General features: G+C 55.6%; 19 protein-coding genes and 1 pseudogene. 11 read left to right on the top strand and 9 right to left on the bottom strand.

Features of this window, described 5'->3' with window-relative positions; all coding sequences use genetic code 11:
• Nucleotides 1-10 precede the first annotated feature (10 nt).
• The gene (locus tag K6R05_RS09865; protein ID WP_161732385.1) at nt 11-913 is read right to left on the bottom strand and encodes a pyridoxal-phosphate dependent enzyme; all 903 of its coding nucleotides are present in this window, start codon (nt 911-913) and stop codon (nt 11-13) included.
• Nucleotides 914-1,490: 577 nt separating this feature from the next.
• Between K6R05_RS09865 and K6R05_RS09860 the strand changes: the two genes are divergently transcribed.
• From K6R05_RS09860 to psrA, 9 genes are all read left to right on the top strand, one after another.
• Nucleotides 1,491-2,471 carry a 6-phosphofructokinase gene (locus tag K6R05_RS09860; RefSeq protein ID WP_161732383.1) on the top strand — a complete coding sequence of 327 codons (981 nt, stop codon included), beginning with the start codon at nt 1,491-1,493 and terminating at the stop codon, nt 2,469-2,471.
• Between the two features lie 9 nt (nt 2,472-2,480).
• Complete coding sequence (locus K6R05_RS09855) at nt 2,481-2,795, top strand: PTS sugar transporter subunit IIB (protein ID WP_013357820.1); 315 nt, start codon at nt 2,481-2,483, stop codon at nt 2,793-2,795.
• The gene (locus tag K6R05_RS09850) at nt 2,788-4,155 is read left to right on the top strand and encodes a PTS sugar transporter subunit IIC (protein ID WP_222924050.1); all 1,368 of its coding nucleotides are present in this window, start codon (nt 2,788-2,790) and stop codon (nt 4,153-4,155) included. The genes K6R05_RS09855 and K6R05_RS09850 overlap by 8 nt, the downstream gene beginning before the upstream one ends.
• Entirely contained in the window at nt 4,142-4,984 is an 843-nt protein-coding gene (locus tag K6R05_RS09845; RefSeq protein ID WP_222924049.1) for a class II fructose-bisphosphate aldolase, read from the top strand. Before K6R05_RS09850 ends, K6R05_RS09845 begins: the two co-directional genes overlap by 14 nt.
• 94 nt (nt 4,985-5,078) lie before the next feature.
• Nucleotides 5,079-5,348 (top strand): hypothetical protein, encoded by a 270-nt coding sequence (locus K6R05_RS09840; RefSeq protein WP_222924048.1) that lies wholly within the window; start codon nt 5,079-5,081, stop codon nt 5,346-5,348.
• A gap of 9 nt (nt 5,349-5,357) precedes the next feature.
• Nucleotides 5,358-5,795, top strand: coding sequence for a PTS sugar transporter subunit IIA (locus K6R05_RS09835; RefSeq protein WP_033732648.1), 438 nt, complete (start codon nt 5,358-5,360; stop codon nt 5,793-5,795).
• Nucleotides 5,792-6,415 carry a P-loop nucleotide/nucleoside kinase family protein gene (locus tag K6R05_RS09830; RefSeq protein WP_161732373.1) on the top strand — a complete coding sequence of 208 codons (624 nt, stop codon included), beginning with the start codon at nt 5,792-5,794 and terminating at the stop codon, nt 6,413-6,415. Before K6R05_RS09835 ends, K6R05_RS09830 begins: the two co-directional genes overlap by 4 nt.
• Nucleotides 6,384-6,824, top strand: coding sequence for a thiol-disulfide oxidoreductase DCC family protein (locus K6R05_RS09825; protein ID WP_161732371.1), 441 nt, complete (start codon nt 6,384-6,386; stop codon nt 6,822-6,824). Before K6R05_RS09830 ends, K6R05_RS09825 begins: the two co-directional genes overlap by 32 nt.
• Nucleotides 6,825-6,935: 111 nt before the next feature.
• On the top strand, nt 6,936-7,835 hold the full coding sequence (gene psrA / locus K6R05_RS09820; protein WP_222924047.1) for an L-proline-binding transcription factor PsrA: 900 nt from the start codon (nt 6,936-6,938) through the stop codon (nt 7,833-7,835).
• On the opposite strand, the gene K6R05_RS09815 is transcribed toward psrA, so the two are convergent.
• The 4 genes and pseudogenes from K6R05_RS09815 to K6R05_RS09800 form a co-directional block, all read right to left on the bottom strand.
• Nucleotides 7,810-8,619: a substrate-binding domain-containing protein gene (locus K6R05_RS09815; protein WP_222924046.1), complete on the bottom strand. Its 810-nt coding sequence runs from the start codon at nt 8,617-8,619 to the stop codon at nt 7,810-7,812. The two genes, psrA and K6R05_RS09815, sit on opposite strands and share 26 nt — an antisense overlap.
• 10 nt (nt 8,620-8,629) lie before the next feature.
• Nucleotides 8,630-9,934 carry an MFS transporter gene (locus K6R05_RS09810; protein WP_371876301.1) on the bottom strand — a complete coding sequence of 435 codons (1,305 nt, stop codon included), beginning with the start codon at nt 9,932-9,934 and terminating at the stop codon, nt 8,630-8,632.
• 321 nt (nt 9,935-10,255) lie between these two features.
• A pseudogene (locus tag K6R05_RS09805) lies at nt 10,256-10,513 on the bottom strand (amino acid-binding protein); the annotation flags it as partial.
• Between the two features lies 1 nt (nt 10,514).
• Nucleotides 10,515-10,829: an antibiotic biosynthesis monooxygenase family protein gene (locus tag K6R05_RS09800; RefSeq protein WP_161732365.1), complete on the bottom strand. Its 315-nt coding sequence runs from the start codon at nt 10,827-10,829 to the stop codon at nt 10,515-10,517.
• 144 nt (nt 10,830-10,973) lie between these two features.
• Here K6R05_RS09800 and K6R05_RS09795 point away from each other — a divergent pair, with 144 nt between their 5' ends.
• Nucleotides 10,974-11,867 (top strand): dihydrodipicolinate synthase family protein, encoded by an 894-nt coding sequence (locus tag K6R05_RS09795; protein WP_222924045.1) that lies wholly within the window; start codon nt 10,974-10,976, stop codon nt 11,865-11,867.
• 12 nt (nt 11,868-11,879) lie between these two features.
• On the opposite strand, the gene K6R05_RS09790 is transcribed toward K6R05_RS09795, so the two are convergent.
• From K6R05_RS09790 to K6R05_RS09780, 3 genes are all read right to left on the bottom strand, one after another.
• On the bottom strand, nt 11,880-12,374 hold the full coding sequence (locus tag K6R05_RS09790; RefSeq protein ID WP_222924044.1) for a P-loop nucleotide/nucleoside kinase family protein: 495 nt from the start codon (nt 12,372-12,374) through the stop codon (nt 11,880-11,882).
• A gap of 307 nt (nt 12,375-12,681) precedes the next feature.
• A complete protein-coding gene (locus K6R05_RS09785) occupies nt 12,682-12,921 on the bottom strand; it encodes a hypothetical protein (RefSeq protein ID WP_013357838.1) in 240 nt (79 codons plus the stop codon).
• A 264-nt stretch (nt 12,922-13,185) separates the two neighbouring features.
• Complete coding sequence (locus K6R05_RS09780; RefSeq protein WP_222924043.1) at nt 13,186-13,515, bottom strand: cupin domain-containing protein; 330 nt, start codon at nt 13,513-13,515, stop codon at nt 13,186-13,188.
• 139 nt (nt 13,516-13,654) lie between these two features.
• Here K6R05_RS09780 and K6R05_RS09775 point away from each other — a divergent pair, with 139 nt between their 5' ends.
• Nucleotides 13,655-14,293, top strand: a complete 639-nt coding sequence (locus tag K6R05_RS09775) for an RpiB/LacA/LacB family sugar-phosphate isomerase (RefSeq protein ID WP_161732358.1) — start codon at nt 13,655-13,657, stop codon at nt 14,291-14,293.
• Between the two features lie 65 nt (nt 14,294-14,358).
• On the opposite strand, the gene K6R05_RS09770 is transcribed toward K6R05_RS09775, so the two are convergent.
• Nucleotides 14,359-15,123 (bottom strand): ABC transporter ATP-binding protein, encoded by a 765-nt coding sequence (locus K6R05_RS09770; RefSeq protein ID WP_222924042.1) that lies wholly within the window; start codon nt 15,121-15,123, stop codon nt 14,359-14,361.
• Nucleotides 15,124-15,133 lie beyond the last annotated feature (10 nt).

Raw genomic sequence — 15,133 nt, 5'->3', positions numbered from 1 at the left:
CTTTAATTCGTCAGCTCTGCAGACTCTCCAGCGTGACAGACGCCCCGCCACAGACGATAACCAGCACGTTATCATCCGATTTAAAGCCGATTTTCCCGTCATACAGCATCGATAATGAGACGCCACAGGCTGGCTCTGTCAGAACACGATGATCGTCCAGGAAGCGGCGACAGGCATTCACAGCTTCATCATCGCTCACAACCTTTCCCCTGACATCTGCGCGGCGTGCCACGTTAAACGCATTTTCACACACCTGACTGGCTGCCAGCGTAGTGGCGATACCGCTGACCCGGTCCAGCGTGACCCGCTCCCCGGCTTCCAGCGCAGCGTTAAGCGACGCGGTTCCCTCAGTTTCAACCGCATAAATCGGGATATGGCTGAGCTGATGCTTTTCCAGACCCTGGGCAATGCCGGAGAGCAGACTGCCTCCGCCCACGGAGAGGATTACCGCATCGGGACGTAACCCTTCATCAATCACTTCATCGACCAGCGTACTGATACCGTCCCACAGTAGCGGATTGTCAAACGGATGGATGTAGATATGTTCCTGCGACGCCAGCGATAACGCGTACGCGTTGGCCTCACTCCAGACGCTGCCGTGTACGATCAGCCTGGCACCTTCCTGTTCGATAAGCTGTCTGGCGCGCGCCGGGGTCGTTTCAGGTACCACCACCGTGACCGGGAGCCCCAGCCTGCGGCCGCTGTGCGCCACAGCAATACCCGCATTGCCGCCGGAGGAGCTGACAAACGCCTTAGCGCCCTGTGCAGCGTAGTACTGACAGATATGGCCTGCGCTTCTGAGCTTAAAGGATCCGGTCGGCTGCGCCGACTCCATTTTCAGCCAGACGTTGCTGCCGCTGAGCTGACTCAGTGGCAGGGAGTGAATGAGAGGGGTACGGATAGCTATTTCCATGCGTCTGATCCAGGTTAAATGGGGTCACAGAGAACCGGTTTGTCGTCACGGTGAACGTCGGTTTTGCCGTGCGGAATAGCAGCGTCGGACGCAGAAGAGAAAGTCACCCCTCAGAAAAAGCGTGGAGGTTTTTCCTTAAAAATCATTATCGTCAGGCTACCTGTTCTGTCTACATAGAAAGGTTATACCGAAGAATACGACTTGTTCGCAACAGCGATGCTGAATCGGCTTGCAGATTTTCTTTTTGCATCTTAATTGCGGTTTCTGTTCTGTGAAACCGGGAAAAATGAGGTGAAAGTCACAAATCTGCAACGCCACGTGAATGACCGATTTTACCTCCTCCTGCTTTCTGGCCAGCTCACCCCCGTCATCCGCTAACCCAATGATTTATATCGATTCGCCTTAAGCGCAATAAGTAGGAATAGTGTGAGTTAAATCACAAATAAAGGAGTGTGAATTGCCCTGTCAATATTCCTGTCTGAGAAAAACCGCGCGTAACTGTGATCTCCTCTGCAAATAGCAACCCCGCTAACCGGAAGAATAACCTTCAGCAGAGTAAGCCAGCGAGGTGAGGGTGATGCGAATTGGAATGGTGATCAGTGGCGGTGACGTGACCGGCATTAATAATTTTGTCTTCCAGATTGGGCGTATGGCACAGGCGGAGATGGTGATATTTGATGGCGGTATTCCCGGCCTGCTGCAAAATCATCATCGTGAGATCAGCCAGCGCGATCTGCTCGACTTTTCCATCGCCTCTATTCCGGTTATGCAATCGGGACGCACTGAAAAGAAACTGGTGCGCAGCGAATATGAGTTAATTGCACGCCAGCTGAAAAGTGCCCGGATTGACATATTAATTATGGCGGGTGGAGACGGGTCGCTGCAATTTCTCCATACCCTGTCGGCGTATGGCGTAAATTGTTTCGGCGTCGGCATGACCATCGATAATGATGTTTTCGGCAGTGATTACACGCTGGGATTCTCCACCGCCTGCGAGCAGGTATTTAAAGAGGTGGCGAAACTGCGCAATACCGGCCGCGCCTTACCGGGCCGGGTTTTTATGCTGGAGTTGCTCGGTGGCTATTGCGGCGAATTAACGCTGCAATCCGCGATTAAATCTAACGCAGATATTGCGTTAATTCCGGAGTGCCAGATCCCGCTGCCACAACTGGCGCAGCGCATCACCGGGCGGCTGGCAGCGCAGAATAGCGTAGTCATCCTCTGTTCGGAAGGCTACACCCGTGAATATTCGCCCGGTTTTCAGGGGGCGATCGACACCTTAATCAAACAGCTTGAACCTCTCATTGGCGTGCGCATCCGTAAAACCATTATGGGTTACGGGCTGCGCAATGGTGATCCCACCTGCGAAGAGATCTTTCAGGGCACCATTATAGCCAGTGAAGTGGTGCGTTGTATTCAGTCAGGCATGCGGAATAAAGCGGTCATTATTAATGGCAGCAATAAACCAATCCCGATTGATTTAATAAGCATGCAAAAACGCCTGGTCGATATTGACGGGCACCATTACAAACTCGCTAAACAACTCAATATAGTGTGAGGAAAAACCATGCTGAAAATATTATGTGTCTGTGGTTGTGGATTAGGTTCCAGTTTTGCGATTGAGATGAGCGCAAAAGCGGTATTAAAAAAACTGGAGATTGAGGCCGATATCGATCACACCACCATTTCAGAAGCGAATGCCTTTAAGTCAGATATGATCCTGACGCAAAAAGCGTTTGCCGATGTTTTAAACGCCGACGCCAGTCCGGAGCAGATTAAACGGGTCATAATTCTTAACCGGCTCACCGATAAAGCGGAAATTGAGCAGAAGATCCTGGCCTTTTTAAAAGAACGCAATCAGAAGGTCGCCGCCCATGAATAGTGTGATCGACTTTCTGGTAAAAGATCTGCTGGGGCAGGCGTCGATTCTGATCGCCTTTATTGCCCTGATTGGTCTGCTGCTGCAAAAAAAATCGGCAGGCAAGGTGGTGGAAGGCACCTTTAAAACCCTGCTCGGCTTTTTAATTATGATGGCGGGTATCAATATTATTGTAGGCACCCTGACGTTCCTCAATACTATTTTTACCCATGGCTTTGGCATGCGCGGCTATATCACCGATGTGGCCGCCATTGCCGGGCTGGCTAACCGTGAGCTGGGGTCTGAAGTCGCGCTGACGCTGCTGGTGATCTTTATCGTCAATATCATCGTCGCGCGACTGACGCCCTTTAAATACATCTTCCTGACCGGCCAGGCGTTGCTGTGGATGGCGACCATTGGCGCGGTGATCGGTTATAAAGCGGGGCTGACCGGGCTACCGCTGATCCTGACCGGCGGTATCTTTGGCGGAATCATGGCGGTCGTGATGCCCGCGCTGGCGCAGCCGGTGGTGCGGCGCATCACCGACTCTGACGATGTCGCCCTGGGTCATTTCTGCACCATCGGTTATCTGGTCACGGCGGCGGTCGCCAAAGTGGTTGGCAAAGGATCGCGCTCCACCGAAGACCTGAAGCTGCCCGATAACTTTAAGTTTCTGCAGGATACCTATCTGTCGATGGCGCTGGTGATGGTGCCGATGTACCTGATTCCCGCCGTGGCAGCCGGTCCGGCCTTCATTGCCCAGTACAGCAACGGCATGAACTACCTGATGTACGCCTTTATGCAGTCGATTCAGTTCGTGGCCGGGGTCTTCGTGCTCTACAGCGGTGTCCGTCTGCTGCTGAACGAGCTGGTGCCTGCCTTCCGGGGTATCGCGATGCGCGTCGTGCCGGATGCGAAACCGGCACTGGACTGTCCGGTGATGTTTCCGTACGCCCCGAACGCGGTGATCGTTGGCTTCCTTGCCACCACACTTGGTTCCATCGTCGGCATGCTGGTCTTCCCGATGTTGGGTCTGGCGATGATCCTGCCTGGCCTGCTGACCAACTTCTTTGCCGGTGGCACCGCCGGCGTATTTGGTAATGCCATGGGCGGACGGCGCGGCGCAATGATCGGCGGCTTCGTCCATGGACTCTTTATCACCATTCTGCCTGCCATCCTGGTGCCGATGCTGGAGAGCTACGGCTTTACCGGCGTCACCTTCAGTGACTCCGACGTGATCAGTACCGGCCTGGTGCTCGGCCATGCCTTCCAGAATAACTGGCTGTTCGTCGCCCTGTTTATTGCCTTTGTTACCGCGCTTGCCTGGTTTGTTAATGGCAAATCGACCAAACCTCAGGAGGAAAAAATCCATGAAACTTTATAACTTCGCCGATCTGTTACAGCTGGCCAAACAGCGTGACTTTAAAGCGGTCGGTTCGTTTAATCTTCACTGTCTGGAGATGCTGCCCGCCTATTTTAAAGCGGCAGAGAAAACCAACAGTCCGTTAATGATTCAGATCTCTACAGGCACGGCGAAATATCTTGGCCACAAGCTGCTGGTTGATGCGATTAAATCGCTGTCAGAGAGTATGAATGTGCCGACCTGTCTGCATCTGGATCACTGTTCCGATTTAGCCGCGATTCAGACAGCGATTGATGCCGGATTCAGTTCTGTCATGTATGACGGCTCCCATCTGCCCATTGACGAGAATATTGCGAATACCCGCCGGGTCATCGATATGGCGCGGCCACACAATGTTTCGGTCGAGGCTGAGTTGGGTGCCATTGGTGGGTCGGAAGATGGTAAATGCGTAGAGATGGAGGCGATAGCGTTCACGCCCGTGGAAGATGCTCGCCGTTTCGTCGAAGAGACGGGCGTCGATATGCTGGCGATCTCTATCGGCACCGTACATGGCCTTTACACCGGTAAAGCGCATATTCAGCATCAGCGACTGGCGGATATTACGGCGGCAACGCATACGCCACTGGTGCTGCACGGCGGCACCGGCGTCAGCGATGAAGATATGCGGCTGGCGGTCAGCAGCGGGATTGAGAAGGTGAATGTCGGCACCGAAATGAACGTGCAGTGGGTAGCGCAGTGCAAATCGACCTTTGAAAAAGGCAAGGTCAATGACAGCGTGCGTAATTTCCTGGTACCGGCCAATGATGCAGTAACCAATGTACTGGTAGAGAAAATGCAGTTATTCCGGTAATGACACGTGCCGCCATCACCGGCTTAATGCGTTAACGATCTTTTATTCTCAGTTTATATTAGCCACCCCAATATTATGCGGGGCAGGAGAGCCTATGTTTGGATTCCTCAAAAAGTCTCAGGCTGCGGAACCACCCAGCGAGCAGCAGCAGGATCATCTGGCGGAATTAAGTCGCGAGAAAATAACGCAACTGGAGCAGCAGCTGGCGATTAATCCGCGTGATGGCGAAACGCAAAAACAATTAATGCTGGAATATAATCGTGCATTAAGCCTGTTTGCGAAAAGCCGTCGCTACCGCAATGAAATTGATGCGCTGTTTGTCAAAATCGATGAATTACGCAATGTGGTTCGCCAGTCGATTTAAGGAGAGCTGATGACGATTAAGCAGTTATTGCAAGAGGCAAACGCTATTCAGATTGGGATTGACGCCACGGACTGGCGTCAGGTTATCGCGCTGGCTGCCGAACCGCTGGTCAGCGGCGGTTATCTCGATGCCACCTATCCTGATGCCGTGATCGCCAATACGCTGGCCCATGGCGCTTATTATGTGTTTGAGGAGGGGATCGCCATTCCCCATGCGCGACCGGAAGCGGGGGTGATCCGCGACTGTTTCAGTCTGATTCTGCTGAATGAGCCGATCTCGTTTGAAGGCAGTGACAAGGCGGACATCGTGATTATGTTTGGCGCGCGCGACAGCAACGCGCATATCGAAGAGGGGATCCGCGCGATTGTGTCGCTGCTGGAGGATGAGGAGACGCTGGTCCGGTTACGTCAGGCCAGCAGCGTGGCGGAGGTTATCGACATTCTATGACGCAAAATACCCCCCTCAAACGCGTGGTGCTGGTTAACGGTATTCCGGCATCGGGTAAAAGCACCCTGACGCACGCGCTGTCACAACATTTTGGCTGGCCGGTGCTGACACTCGACAGCCTGAAAGAGCCGTTTATGCAGGTTTTTTCCCCAGTCGATCGCCAGCGCAACCGGCAACTGGGCTGCGCGGCTTATCAGGCGATCTGGAACATCGTCGACCAGGCACCCGCCAGTCAGATCTGGCTGATTGATGCCTGGTTTGGTTTTCAGCCGCGCGCGCTGCTGGAGCAGGGACTGAAACAGGCGGGTGTCGATGAGGCGCTCGAACTGTGGCTCAGGATTGAGCCGGAGGTGGCGGTGGCGCGCTATCAGGCGCGACTGTCGCAGCGGCTGCCAGGTCATCCGGGGGCTGAGTATCTGCCGGAGCTGCGCCAGCTGGCGCACCAGGCCAGTCCGATGGCGTTGGGGCCGGTGTGTGAAGTGGATGCCTGCGCTCAGGATCTTGCGGCCGTTATCCGCTGGCTGCACCAGCAACTGACCAGAACCCGCTACACTTCAGCTCATCATCAGATGAGTGAGGAGTTGCAGGATGTCGTTACCCCCGTATCTGCAAACCGGTGAAAGCGCCGTGCTCTATGACGGCGTCTGTAAACTATGTAACGGCTGGGTTCAGTTTCTGCTGCGTCACCATCTGGCGCGGCAGGTCCGTTTTGCCTCAGTACAGAGCGAGCAGGGCAAAGCGCTGTTGCGCTGGGCCGGTATGCCGGAAGATAACATCAGCACCATTGTCTACATTGACGGTAATCAACACTGGCTGCGGGCGCAGGCGGTGTTCCGCGTGATGCAGCATTTGCCTGCCCCGTGGCGCGGGCTGGCGGTGCTGCGCCACTTTCCCGACGCGATCAGTAATTTTGCCTACGACCGCATAGCGTTAAACCGCTATAAGCTGTTTGGCCGCTACAGCAGCCAGCACGCGATCCAACCCGATTATCCGGGTCGATTTCTGCATGAGGTGGAGACGTCCCATTAAGGTTTTACCGTCAGCAGCAGGTGGCAATGAGATCAGTGAGAACAATGATGTTATTGTTACGTTTCCTCAATGTTAATTGCTAGCACTGACAGACCACGGATAGAAGGACTTATGCCGGTTAATTTCGATCTCAATGACCTCTACGCGTTTCGCGCGCTGGTGGAGTTTGGCAATTTTCGTCTGGCGGCGGAATCGATCTGCCTCTCACAGTCCGCGCTGAGCCGCCGGATCGACAAGCTGGAAACTAGGCTGGGGATCAAACTGTTTGAGCGGACCACGCGCCGCGTCACGCTGACGCTGAAGGGGCATGCGTTTGCTCAGCGCTCGGAAAAGCTGCTGGCTGATTTTGAAGAGGTGATGGCCGATCTCAGTGAAGTGAGCTTAGCCCGCACCGGCCTGATCACCGTCGCCTGTGTGCCGTCAGCTGCCTACTACTTTATGCCTAACATCATCCGGCTGTTTCAGGCGCGCTATCCCCGCGTACGAGTCAAACTGGTCGACAGCAGTGCGGCCAACGTCTATGACGCGGTGATTGGCGGTCAGGCCGATTTCGGCATCAGTTTTTCCAGCCGGTCACAGCCGGATGTGCACTTCCAGCCGCTAATGGACGATCCTTATGTGGCGGCCTGTCGGCGTGACCATCCGATAGCCGGCAAAAAGAGTCTGAGCTGGCAGGCGTTTTATCAGTATGAGTGGGTTGGGCTGGATAAAACCTCCGGCAATCGCAACCTGCTGGATCTGGCGTTGCAGGCGGTTATGCCGGAGAAGTCCTGTATCTGCGAAACCCGGCACGTGACCACCATGCTGGGGATGGTTGAGGCGGGGCTGGGCATTGCTGCCGTCCCCGCCATGTCGATGCCAGGCTACGATCACGCCCTGCTGATGGCGGTGCCGTTAACCGATCCGCAGGTGAAACGCACCGTGGGACTGCTGCGCAAGAATGGCCGGACGCTGTCGCATATCGCCAGCGAACTGGAGAATCTGATTATTGAACAGTATCAGCGACGTTAGCGGGTTTTGACGCCATTACGCTGTGCAGGCCGCTGGCGTGCACTGCCTGCTGCGCCTCAGGCGAGGCGAGCCAGTGCAGCAGCTTCGCCGCCTCGTCGGGCTGCGCTGACCTGCGTACTACGGCACCGGCAAAGCGGGTGGTGTACTGCAGCGTGTCCGGCAGTTCGCCAATAAAAGTAACGCCTGATACCGGCAGCAGCTCACTGACCTGCTGAAAGCCGATGGCGTATTTACCGGCCGCGACCTCGGAGGCCACCGGAATGCGCTCAACCTTGACCGCCTTCGCTTTCACCTGATCCTCAATGCCCAGTCGGCTGAAGAGCTGACTGCTCACATATTTGCCACTGGCGCTGTCAGAGTAGGCGATAGAAGAGGCGTTCAGCAGGGTGGTACGCAGTGCGCTTTCGCTGCCGATTTTCACTGGCGTGGCACCCTGTTTGATCACCGCACCGATGCGCGAGTCCGCCAGCTCAACCCGTGAACCCGGCAGCGTCGCCCCCTTTTTTTGCAGATCGCTTAGCGCATCACCGACCATAATCACCACATCGGCCGGTTCACCGCGCGCCAGCCGCGCCGGAATGGCCTGTGGCGTCTTGCCCATTGACGGACCGGCAACCGTGTTAATGGTGATCCCTTCACGTTCGGCAAAGCGTGGCGAGAGCGTATCCCATGCCGCTTTAAATCCGCCGGAGATCATTACCGTCAGCTCTTTCGCCTGCGCCGTGGCGCTGCCCGCCACGCTGAACAGCAGGGCAGCGTACAGCGACATCGTTTTCAGTTTCATTTTCATTTCCTCAGCTAACGGTTTTATGGACAGGTGAGACGGCACTGCGGGTGCGGCGATAGAGATACAGTGTTGCGCCCAGTGCGCAGACAGCTGCGAAACTCATCCAGTAACCTGGCGAAGCTTTGTCGCCGGTCAGCTCGATCAGGCCGGTCGACATCACCGGGGTAAAGCCACCAAACAGCGCCGTTGCCAGGCTGTAGGCCAGCGAGAAGCCCGCCACGCGCACTTCCGCTGGCATGATTTCGGTCAGTGCCGGGATCATCGCGCCGTTGTAGAGGCCATAAATCATTGAAAGCCACAGCAGCACGCCCAGCATCATGGAAAAGCCCGGTGCCGCCGCCAGCATGCTCAGGGCTGGATAGCTGGTGGCGATTGCCAGCAGCGTCATGGCAACCAGGACAGGTTTGCGGCCAAAGCGGTCAGAGATCGCGCCGCCAATCGGCAGCCAGATGAAGTTAGATACCGCCACCAGCAGCGTTACCAGCAGGCTGTCAGAGGCGCTCAGCAGCAGGACTTTCTTGCCAAAAGTCGGCGCGTAAACCGTAATCAGGTAAAACGCCGTGGTGGTCATCGCGACCATCAGCATCCCGGCAATCACCACCTGCCAGTTACTGAGCAGAATGCGGAACACCTGTTTCACATCAGGATGACTGCGACGATTGCTGAACTCCTGCGTCTCTTCCAGCTTGCGACGCAGCACGAAAATAAATGGCACAATCAGACAGCCAAACAGGAACGGAATGCGCCAGCCCCATTCGCGGATGGCACTCTCTTCCAGCACCGCGTTGAGGATAAAGCCCATCGCCGCCGCGACCATAATCGCGACCTGCTGACTGCCCGACTGCCAGCTCGTGTAGAAGCCTTTGCGGCCCGGCGTCGCGATCTCGGCCAGATAAACCGACACGCCGCCCAGCTCTGCTCCTGCGGAGAAACCCTGCAGCAGTCTGCCGATCAGCACCAGCAGCGGTGCCCACAGGCCAATACTCTGGTAAGAGGGGATCAGCACGATCATAAAGGTGCCTGCCGCCATGATGGAGAGCGTGACGATCAGCCCCTTGCGACGGCCAACCTTATCGATGTACGCCCCCAGCACCACTGCGCCAATCGGGCGCATCAGGAACCCTGCACCAAACACGGCAAAGGTCATCATCAGTGAGGCAAACTCACTGCTGGCCGGGAAGAAGGTATGGGCGATATAGGTGGCATAAAAACCGAACAGGAAGAAATCAAACTGTTCGAGGAAATTGCCAGAGGTCACACGAAAAATGGCGCCAATCCTGGCGCGGTGAGTCATGGGTGAGGTTGTCTGCATCAGTAACTCCAGTAAGGTATGACGCTTTTTGCCGCGCCTGTGACTGAAGAGTGGATCAGTGCCCGGCGCTAAATAAGTGCAAAAAGGACAATGATTAATGTGCGCACCGCATGATTTCATAGGGTTACTATTTAAAAGCATTTTGATTCATAAAGTTACAGAGACTGCCGATTTTGTCGGCGTGTTATCGGCTCTGAGGTGAGTTTGCGAAAATGTGACAGAATTCATAAGCCTGTTACGGGCAGATAAGGGGATTCCGGGCAGTGTGAAGCCGCCCGTGCAGAGTCTTGCGGCAAAGGGTCTCTGAACTCAGGCGAGCCATATCGCTCCAGGCTCGCCAGGACGCTGCTGCGGTAGCCTGCGAATCAACGGGACATTTACCGCCTCGACGGTGATCCGCTCCGCTTCCAGCACGGCACGCGCCCGTTCGCCTTCCGCAACCAGAAAATGGGCATGGCTCTGCGCACCAGACGAGAAGAGGCCGCCGCCTTCCAGGCCGATTCCATTACGGCCCAGCAGCGTGGCGAGACGGGAAAGGGTGCCTGGACTATTTTGCAGGATCATATGAATATCGAACATGTTAATTTACTCCCTGTTGTGAGGCATATTCTCTGACCAGCGCGGCGATATGAATGCGATAACCGGCAAAGAGGGTTTCACGGCCTTCACGCTGTGCGGCCTGGTGGCAGAGGTTATGTTTCCAGGCCTGCACCGCGGCGTCATCGCGCCACCAGGAGAGCGAGAGTATTTTTCTCTCATCACCCAGGCTCTGAAAGCGTTCAATAGAGATAAATCCATCACTGTCCTTTAACAGCGGTCTCAGGTCAGCGGCCAGTTGCAGATAACGCATCTGGTGTTCGGGGCGGGCTTCAGCTTCAAACAGTACGACAATCATCGCTATCTTCCTTCAGACGAGAGTAAAGAGGGTGATGGCGCAAAAATAGCGGGCGGAGCCAACCGAGGCTTCGGCCCGTAACGAAATATGGCTGTGCGGACGAACGTCAGCCAGGCAACGCATTCTTACGATGGAGCAGATGATATGTTCAGCGGACTCAGTGCCTTTCCCCTTACTCCCTTTGCCGAGGGTAACCCCGATGAAGCGGCCTTTCTGCGGCTGCTGAGCAGGCTGACGGAGGCAAAAGTCGACTCCCTTGGTGTGCTGGGATCAACCGGCAGCTATGCGTATCTGACCCGCACGCAGCGCAGGCGCATCGCAACGCTGGCTGTGGAACATGCAGATTCGATTCCGGTGATGATCTGCGTGGGTGCGGTAAGCACCGACGAGGTGCTGGCGCTGGCGGAAGATGCGCAGCAGGCGGGTGCCGCCGCGCTATTACTGCCGCCACTGGGTTATCAGGCATTGAAAGAGGAGGAAGTGTTCACGCTCTATGAGACCGTAACGCGTTACGCCTCGGTGCCGATCTGCGTCTATGACAATCCGGGCACAACCCATTTTACGTTTTCGGATACGCTGCTGGGCCGTATCGCTGAACTGCCTGGTGTGGGTTCAGTGAAAATTCCGGGTGTACCGGCGGAGCAATCAGTAGCGAATGATCGCCTCATGCAACTGCGCGGCACGCTGCCTGCTTCCGTGTCGGTTGGCGTCAGCGGTGATGCCGCTGCCTCCAACGGATTGATTGCAGGCTGTGATGGCTGGTATTCGGTGTGCGGCGGGCTGTTTCCGCGCGTCGCAAAAGCGATGACCGATGCGGCAGCCGCAGGCGATTATGCGAGCGTCAGAGCGCAGTCCGATCGTCTTCAGCCATTGTGGGCACTGTTCCGCCATCACGGCGGCAGTTTCCGGGTGATCAGTGCCGCAGCAGGGCTGCTGGGGCTGACTGAACGCGACTGTGTACCGCGCCCGCTGTTGCCGCTTTCTGCTGCCGATTGTCGGGAGATTGCTGACGTGCTTGCCGCTCTCGGACTCTCCTGATATCAGAAGACGTTAAACGTGGCGCACCAGATGAAAGCCTTCTTCCTCCTGCGGCGGTTCAAAATAGCGGGTAATCAGCGCGAACTGCTCCTCCGTTGCAGCAAAGGCATGTTCGCCGCTCTGATTACGGGCGTGCAGACGCGATTTACACAGTGCGTCCGGCACGTCCAGATAATGCAGGCGATGATCAGCAGAGGACGCCTCTATCACCGAGCGCATCCAGTCACGATTTGCCCGGGTGTTGGCCGGAAAATCGAGCACCACCGGGACACCCGCGTTAAGCAGCGCCACCAGATGGGGCGTCATCGCCTTCCTGAGTTTTGCCGCAACGCGCACGTAATCGGCCACTGAATGCATCTCGTCCTGGTAAAGCGCGGCGAGCCACTGATCCTCGCTGAGGACGACGTAACCGGGCAACGCGCCCAGCTGAGCCGCCAGCGTCGATTTTCCTGAAGCAATTTTGCCGCACAGCAGATGCAGTGTGGCAGGTGCAGAGGTCATGAACATGTCACTCCTTTAACAGACGGGGAATAAACCGTGCGGCCGATGTAAGACGCGTCTCGTCGATGCGCGATTCAGGCTAACAAAAGCATGGAGGGATAAGCAATGAGAGGCTGGGGGCGTGTAAGTAAACCCGCATTGACCACCCGGATCAGCATCCGTAGCTGTGGGCAATATGGTGTTGAGAACACCAGGCAATGTTTACACAGACACTAATACGCCTGAACGGCGGAATGCGGTCAGGCGTATGTGCGGAATATCGATGAACGTCCCGAAGCGTAGTGAAGCTGCGCTGAACAGCCAGCCACAGGCATCATTTTTGTGCCATCAGCAACGTCAACAGTTCGCGGCAGCACGCTTCTTCTTCGGCACTGTCCGCAGAGGCCAGATGGCGCAGCAGTTCCATGCAGCTTTTTTCTTTGCCTGCTTCCAGTAATTCCTCAATCAGAAAATTGAGTTTGTCCTGCTCAGAGGCGGCAAAGGATGATGTGAACTCATTTTTGACCGGGATGGTATGGTTCACCGGCAGGGTCAGGGTGTTTTGCATTGGCATATTATTGTCCTGTTTCGGGTTAAAAAACGCACTGATGTTGCTATTAAACTTATACAACGATCCGGTTTTTGTACAGGAATCTGCCTGAATGATTTTTAAGCCGGGGCTAAGCGCAGCGCGGCTGAAGAGGAAGTGCTGGCTAATCATTCAGTTAGGAGTGAACGGAATTTCAGAAAAATTGTACCGGTTTTAAGTTAAATCCGGCGGGCAGGGAAAAGACACAGCATTGGGCAGTTAAACAGGCGGCCCATTGGGCCGCGTGAATTATTTAGCGGCGAGGAAATCTTCGCGCTGCGGTGTAAACGTATCCAGCAGCACACCTGCTTCAAGACAGACACAGCCATGAACCACATTGGGCGCTTTGTAGAGCGTATCTCCTGCGCCCACCTCACGCGTTTCACCATTGATGGTGAAGGCAAAACGTCCGCTCAGCACATAGGTCAGTTGCTCGTGGGGATGGTGATGCAGCGGGCCGACAGCCTCTTTCTCAAAAATCACTTCTACCGCCATCATGGTGCCGCCGTACGCCAGCACACGGCGGGTTACGCCGTTACCCAGATCTTCCAATGGTCGCTCTTTATGGTAGATAAACATCGCAATCCTCCTGCGGTTGCCCCTGCTGCGGTAACCGTTTTGTGATGGATCTCACAGCACTCGGGTGAATTAGTTCATGCACTTTAGTGGTTTTTCACTAAAATGAAACAGTGTTTCAATTAATTTATAAGGGTAGATCATGAAAATCGCGTTAATGATGGAAAACAGCCAGGCCGCTAAAAACGTTACCGTGCTGAAAGAACTGGAAGGCGTCGCACAGCCGCTGGGCCATCAGGTCTTCAACGTCGGTATGAGCGATGAGCAGGATCACCATCTGACCTACATTCACCTCGGTATTCAGGCCAGCATACTGCTCAACAGCCAGGCAGTGGATTTCGTGGTCGCGGGCTGCGGCACCGGGCAGGGCGCGCTGATGTCACTTAATATCCATCCGGGCGTCAACTGCGGCTACTGTATCGATCCGGCGGATGCCTACCTGTTTGCCCAGATTAACAACGGTAACGCACTGGCGCTGCCGTTTGCCAAAGGGTTTGGCTGGGGCGCAGAACTGAATCTGCGCTTTATCTTTGAAAAAGCGTTTACCGGTGAGAAGGGCAATGGCTATCCGCCAGAGCGTAAAGAGCCGCAGGTACGCAATGCCGGTCTGCTGAATCAGGTTAAGGCTGCGGTGATTAAAGATAACTATCTCGACACCCTGCGCGCTATCGATCCTGAACTGGTGCGTACCGCGGTCAGCGGCCCGCGTTTCCAGCAGTGCCTGTCTGAGCATGGCAAGAATCAGGAGATCGTTGCGTTTGTGCGTCAGCTGACGCACTAAGCCATCCGATTTCACGAGGCCGGTCTGACCGGCCTTTTTTATTTTCTCTCGGCGTCCATTGCTCTTCAGCTCTGCTGCGCAAGCGCCGGAGGGTTGTGGCGACTCGCCTCGACCAGCATCCGCGTATAGGGCATCGCAGCGCGATCCGCCACCAGCGTCGGCACATCCAGCGTCTCCAGCACCTTACCCTGTTGCATGACCGCCACGCGATGGCAGAGATGCGCCACCACGCCCAGATCGTGTGTCACCATCAGATAGGTCAGGTTCTCCTGCTGCTGCAGATCGCTGAGCAGATTCAGGATCTCCGCCTGCACCGAGACATCCAGTGCGGAGGTTGGCTCATCCAGCAGCAGTACGCGTGGCTCTAAAATCAGCGCCCTGGCAATCGCCACGCGCTGACGCTGGCCTCCCGAAAGCTGGTGCGGATAGCGTGTCTGCCAGGCGCGATTCAGCCCGACCTTATCCAGCATCGCCACCACCCGCTGCTGGCGCTGCCCGATACCCTGAATCTGCAACGGCTCTTCAAGGATGTCGCCCAGCGTGTGACGCGGATGCAGCGAACCATAAGGATCCTGAAACACCATCTGCACCTGACGACAGCGCGTCCGGTCGATGCGGTGCGCCAGCGGCTGATCATCAATGCTCAGCTCACCCTGCCAGTGAGTAAACAGTCCCGCCAGGCACTTCAGTACCGTAGTTTTGCCCGATCCCGACTCGCCCACCAGCCCGAAAATTTCACCCGGTTTCACCTGCAGATTTACGTCGAACAGCACCTGACGCTGGCGAGCGTCATCACCAAAACTCAGGCTGAGATTTTTCACATCAATCATCACGTACTCC

It is taken from the genome of Pantoea alfalfae, from assembly GCF_019880205.1.
Classification (GTDB): Bacteria; Pseudomonadota; Gammaproteobacteria; order Enterobacterales; family Enterobacteriaceae; genus Pantoea; species Pantoea alfalfae.
The sequence above is the reverse complement of the archived record's forward strand: the minus strand, read 5'-3'. Positions and strand labels throughout refer to the sequence as shown.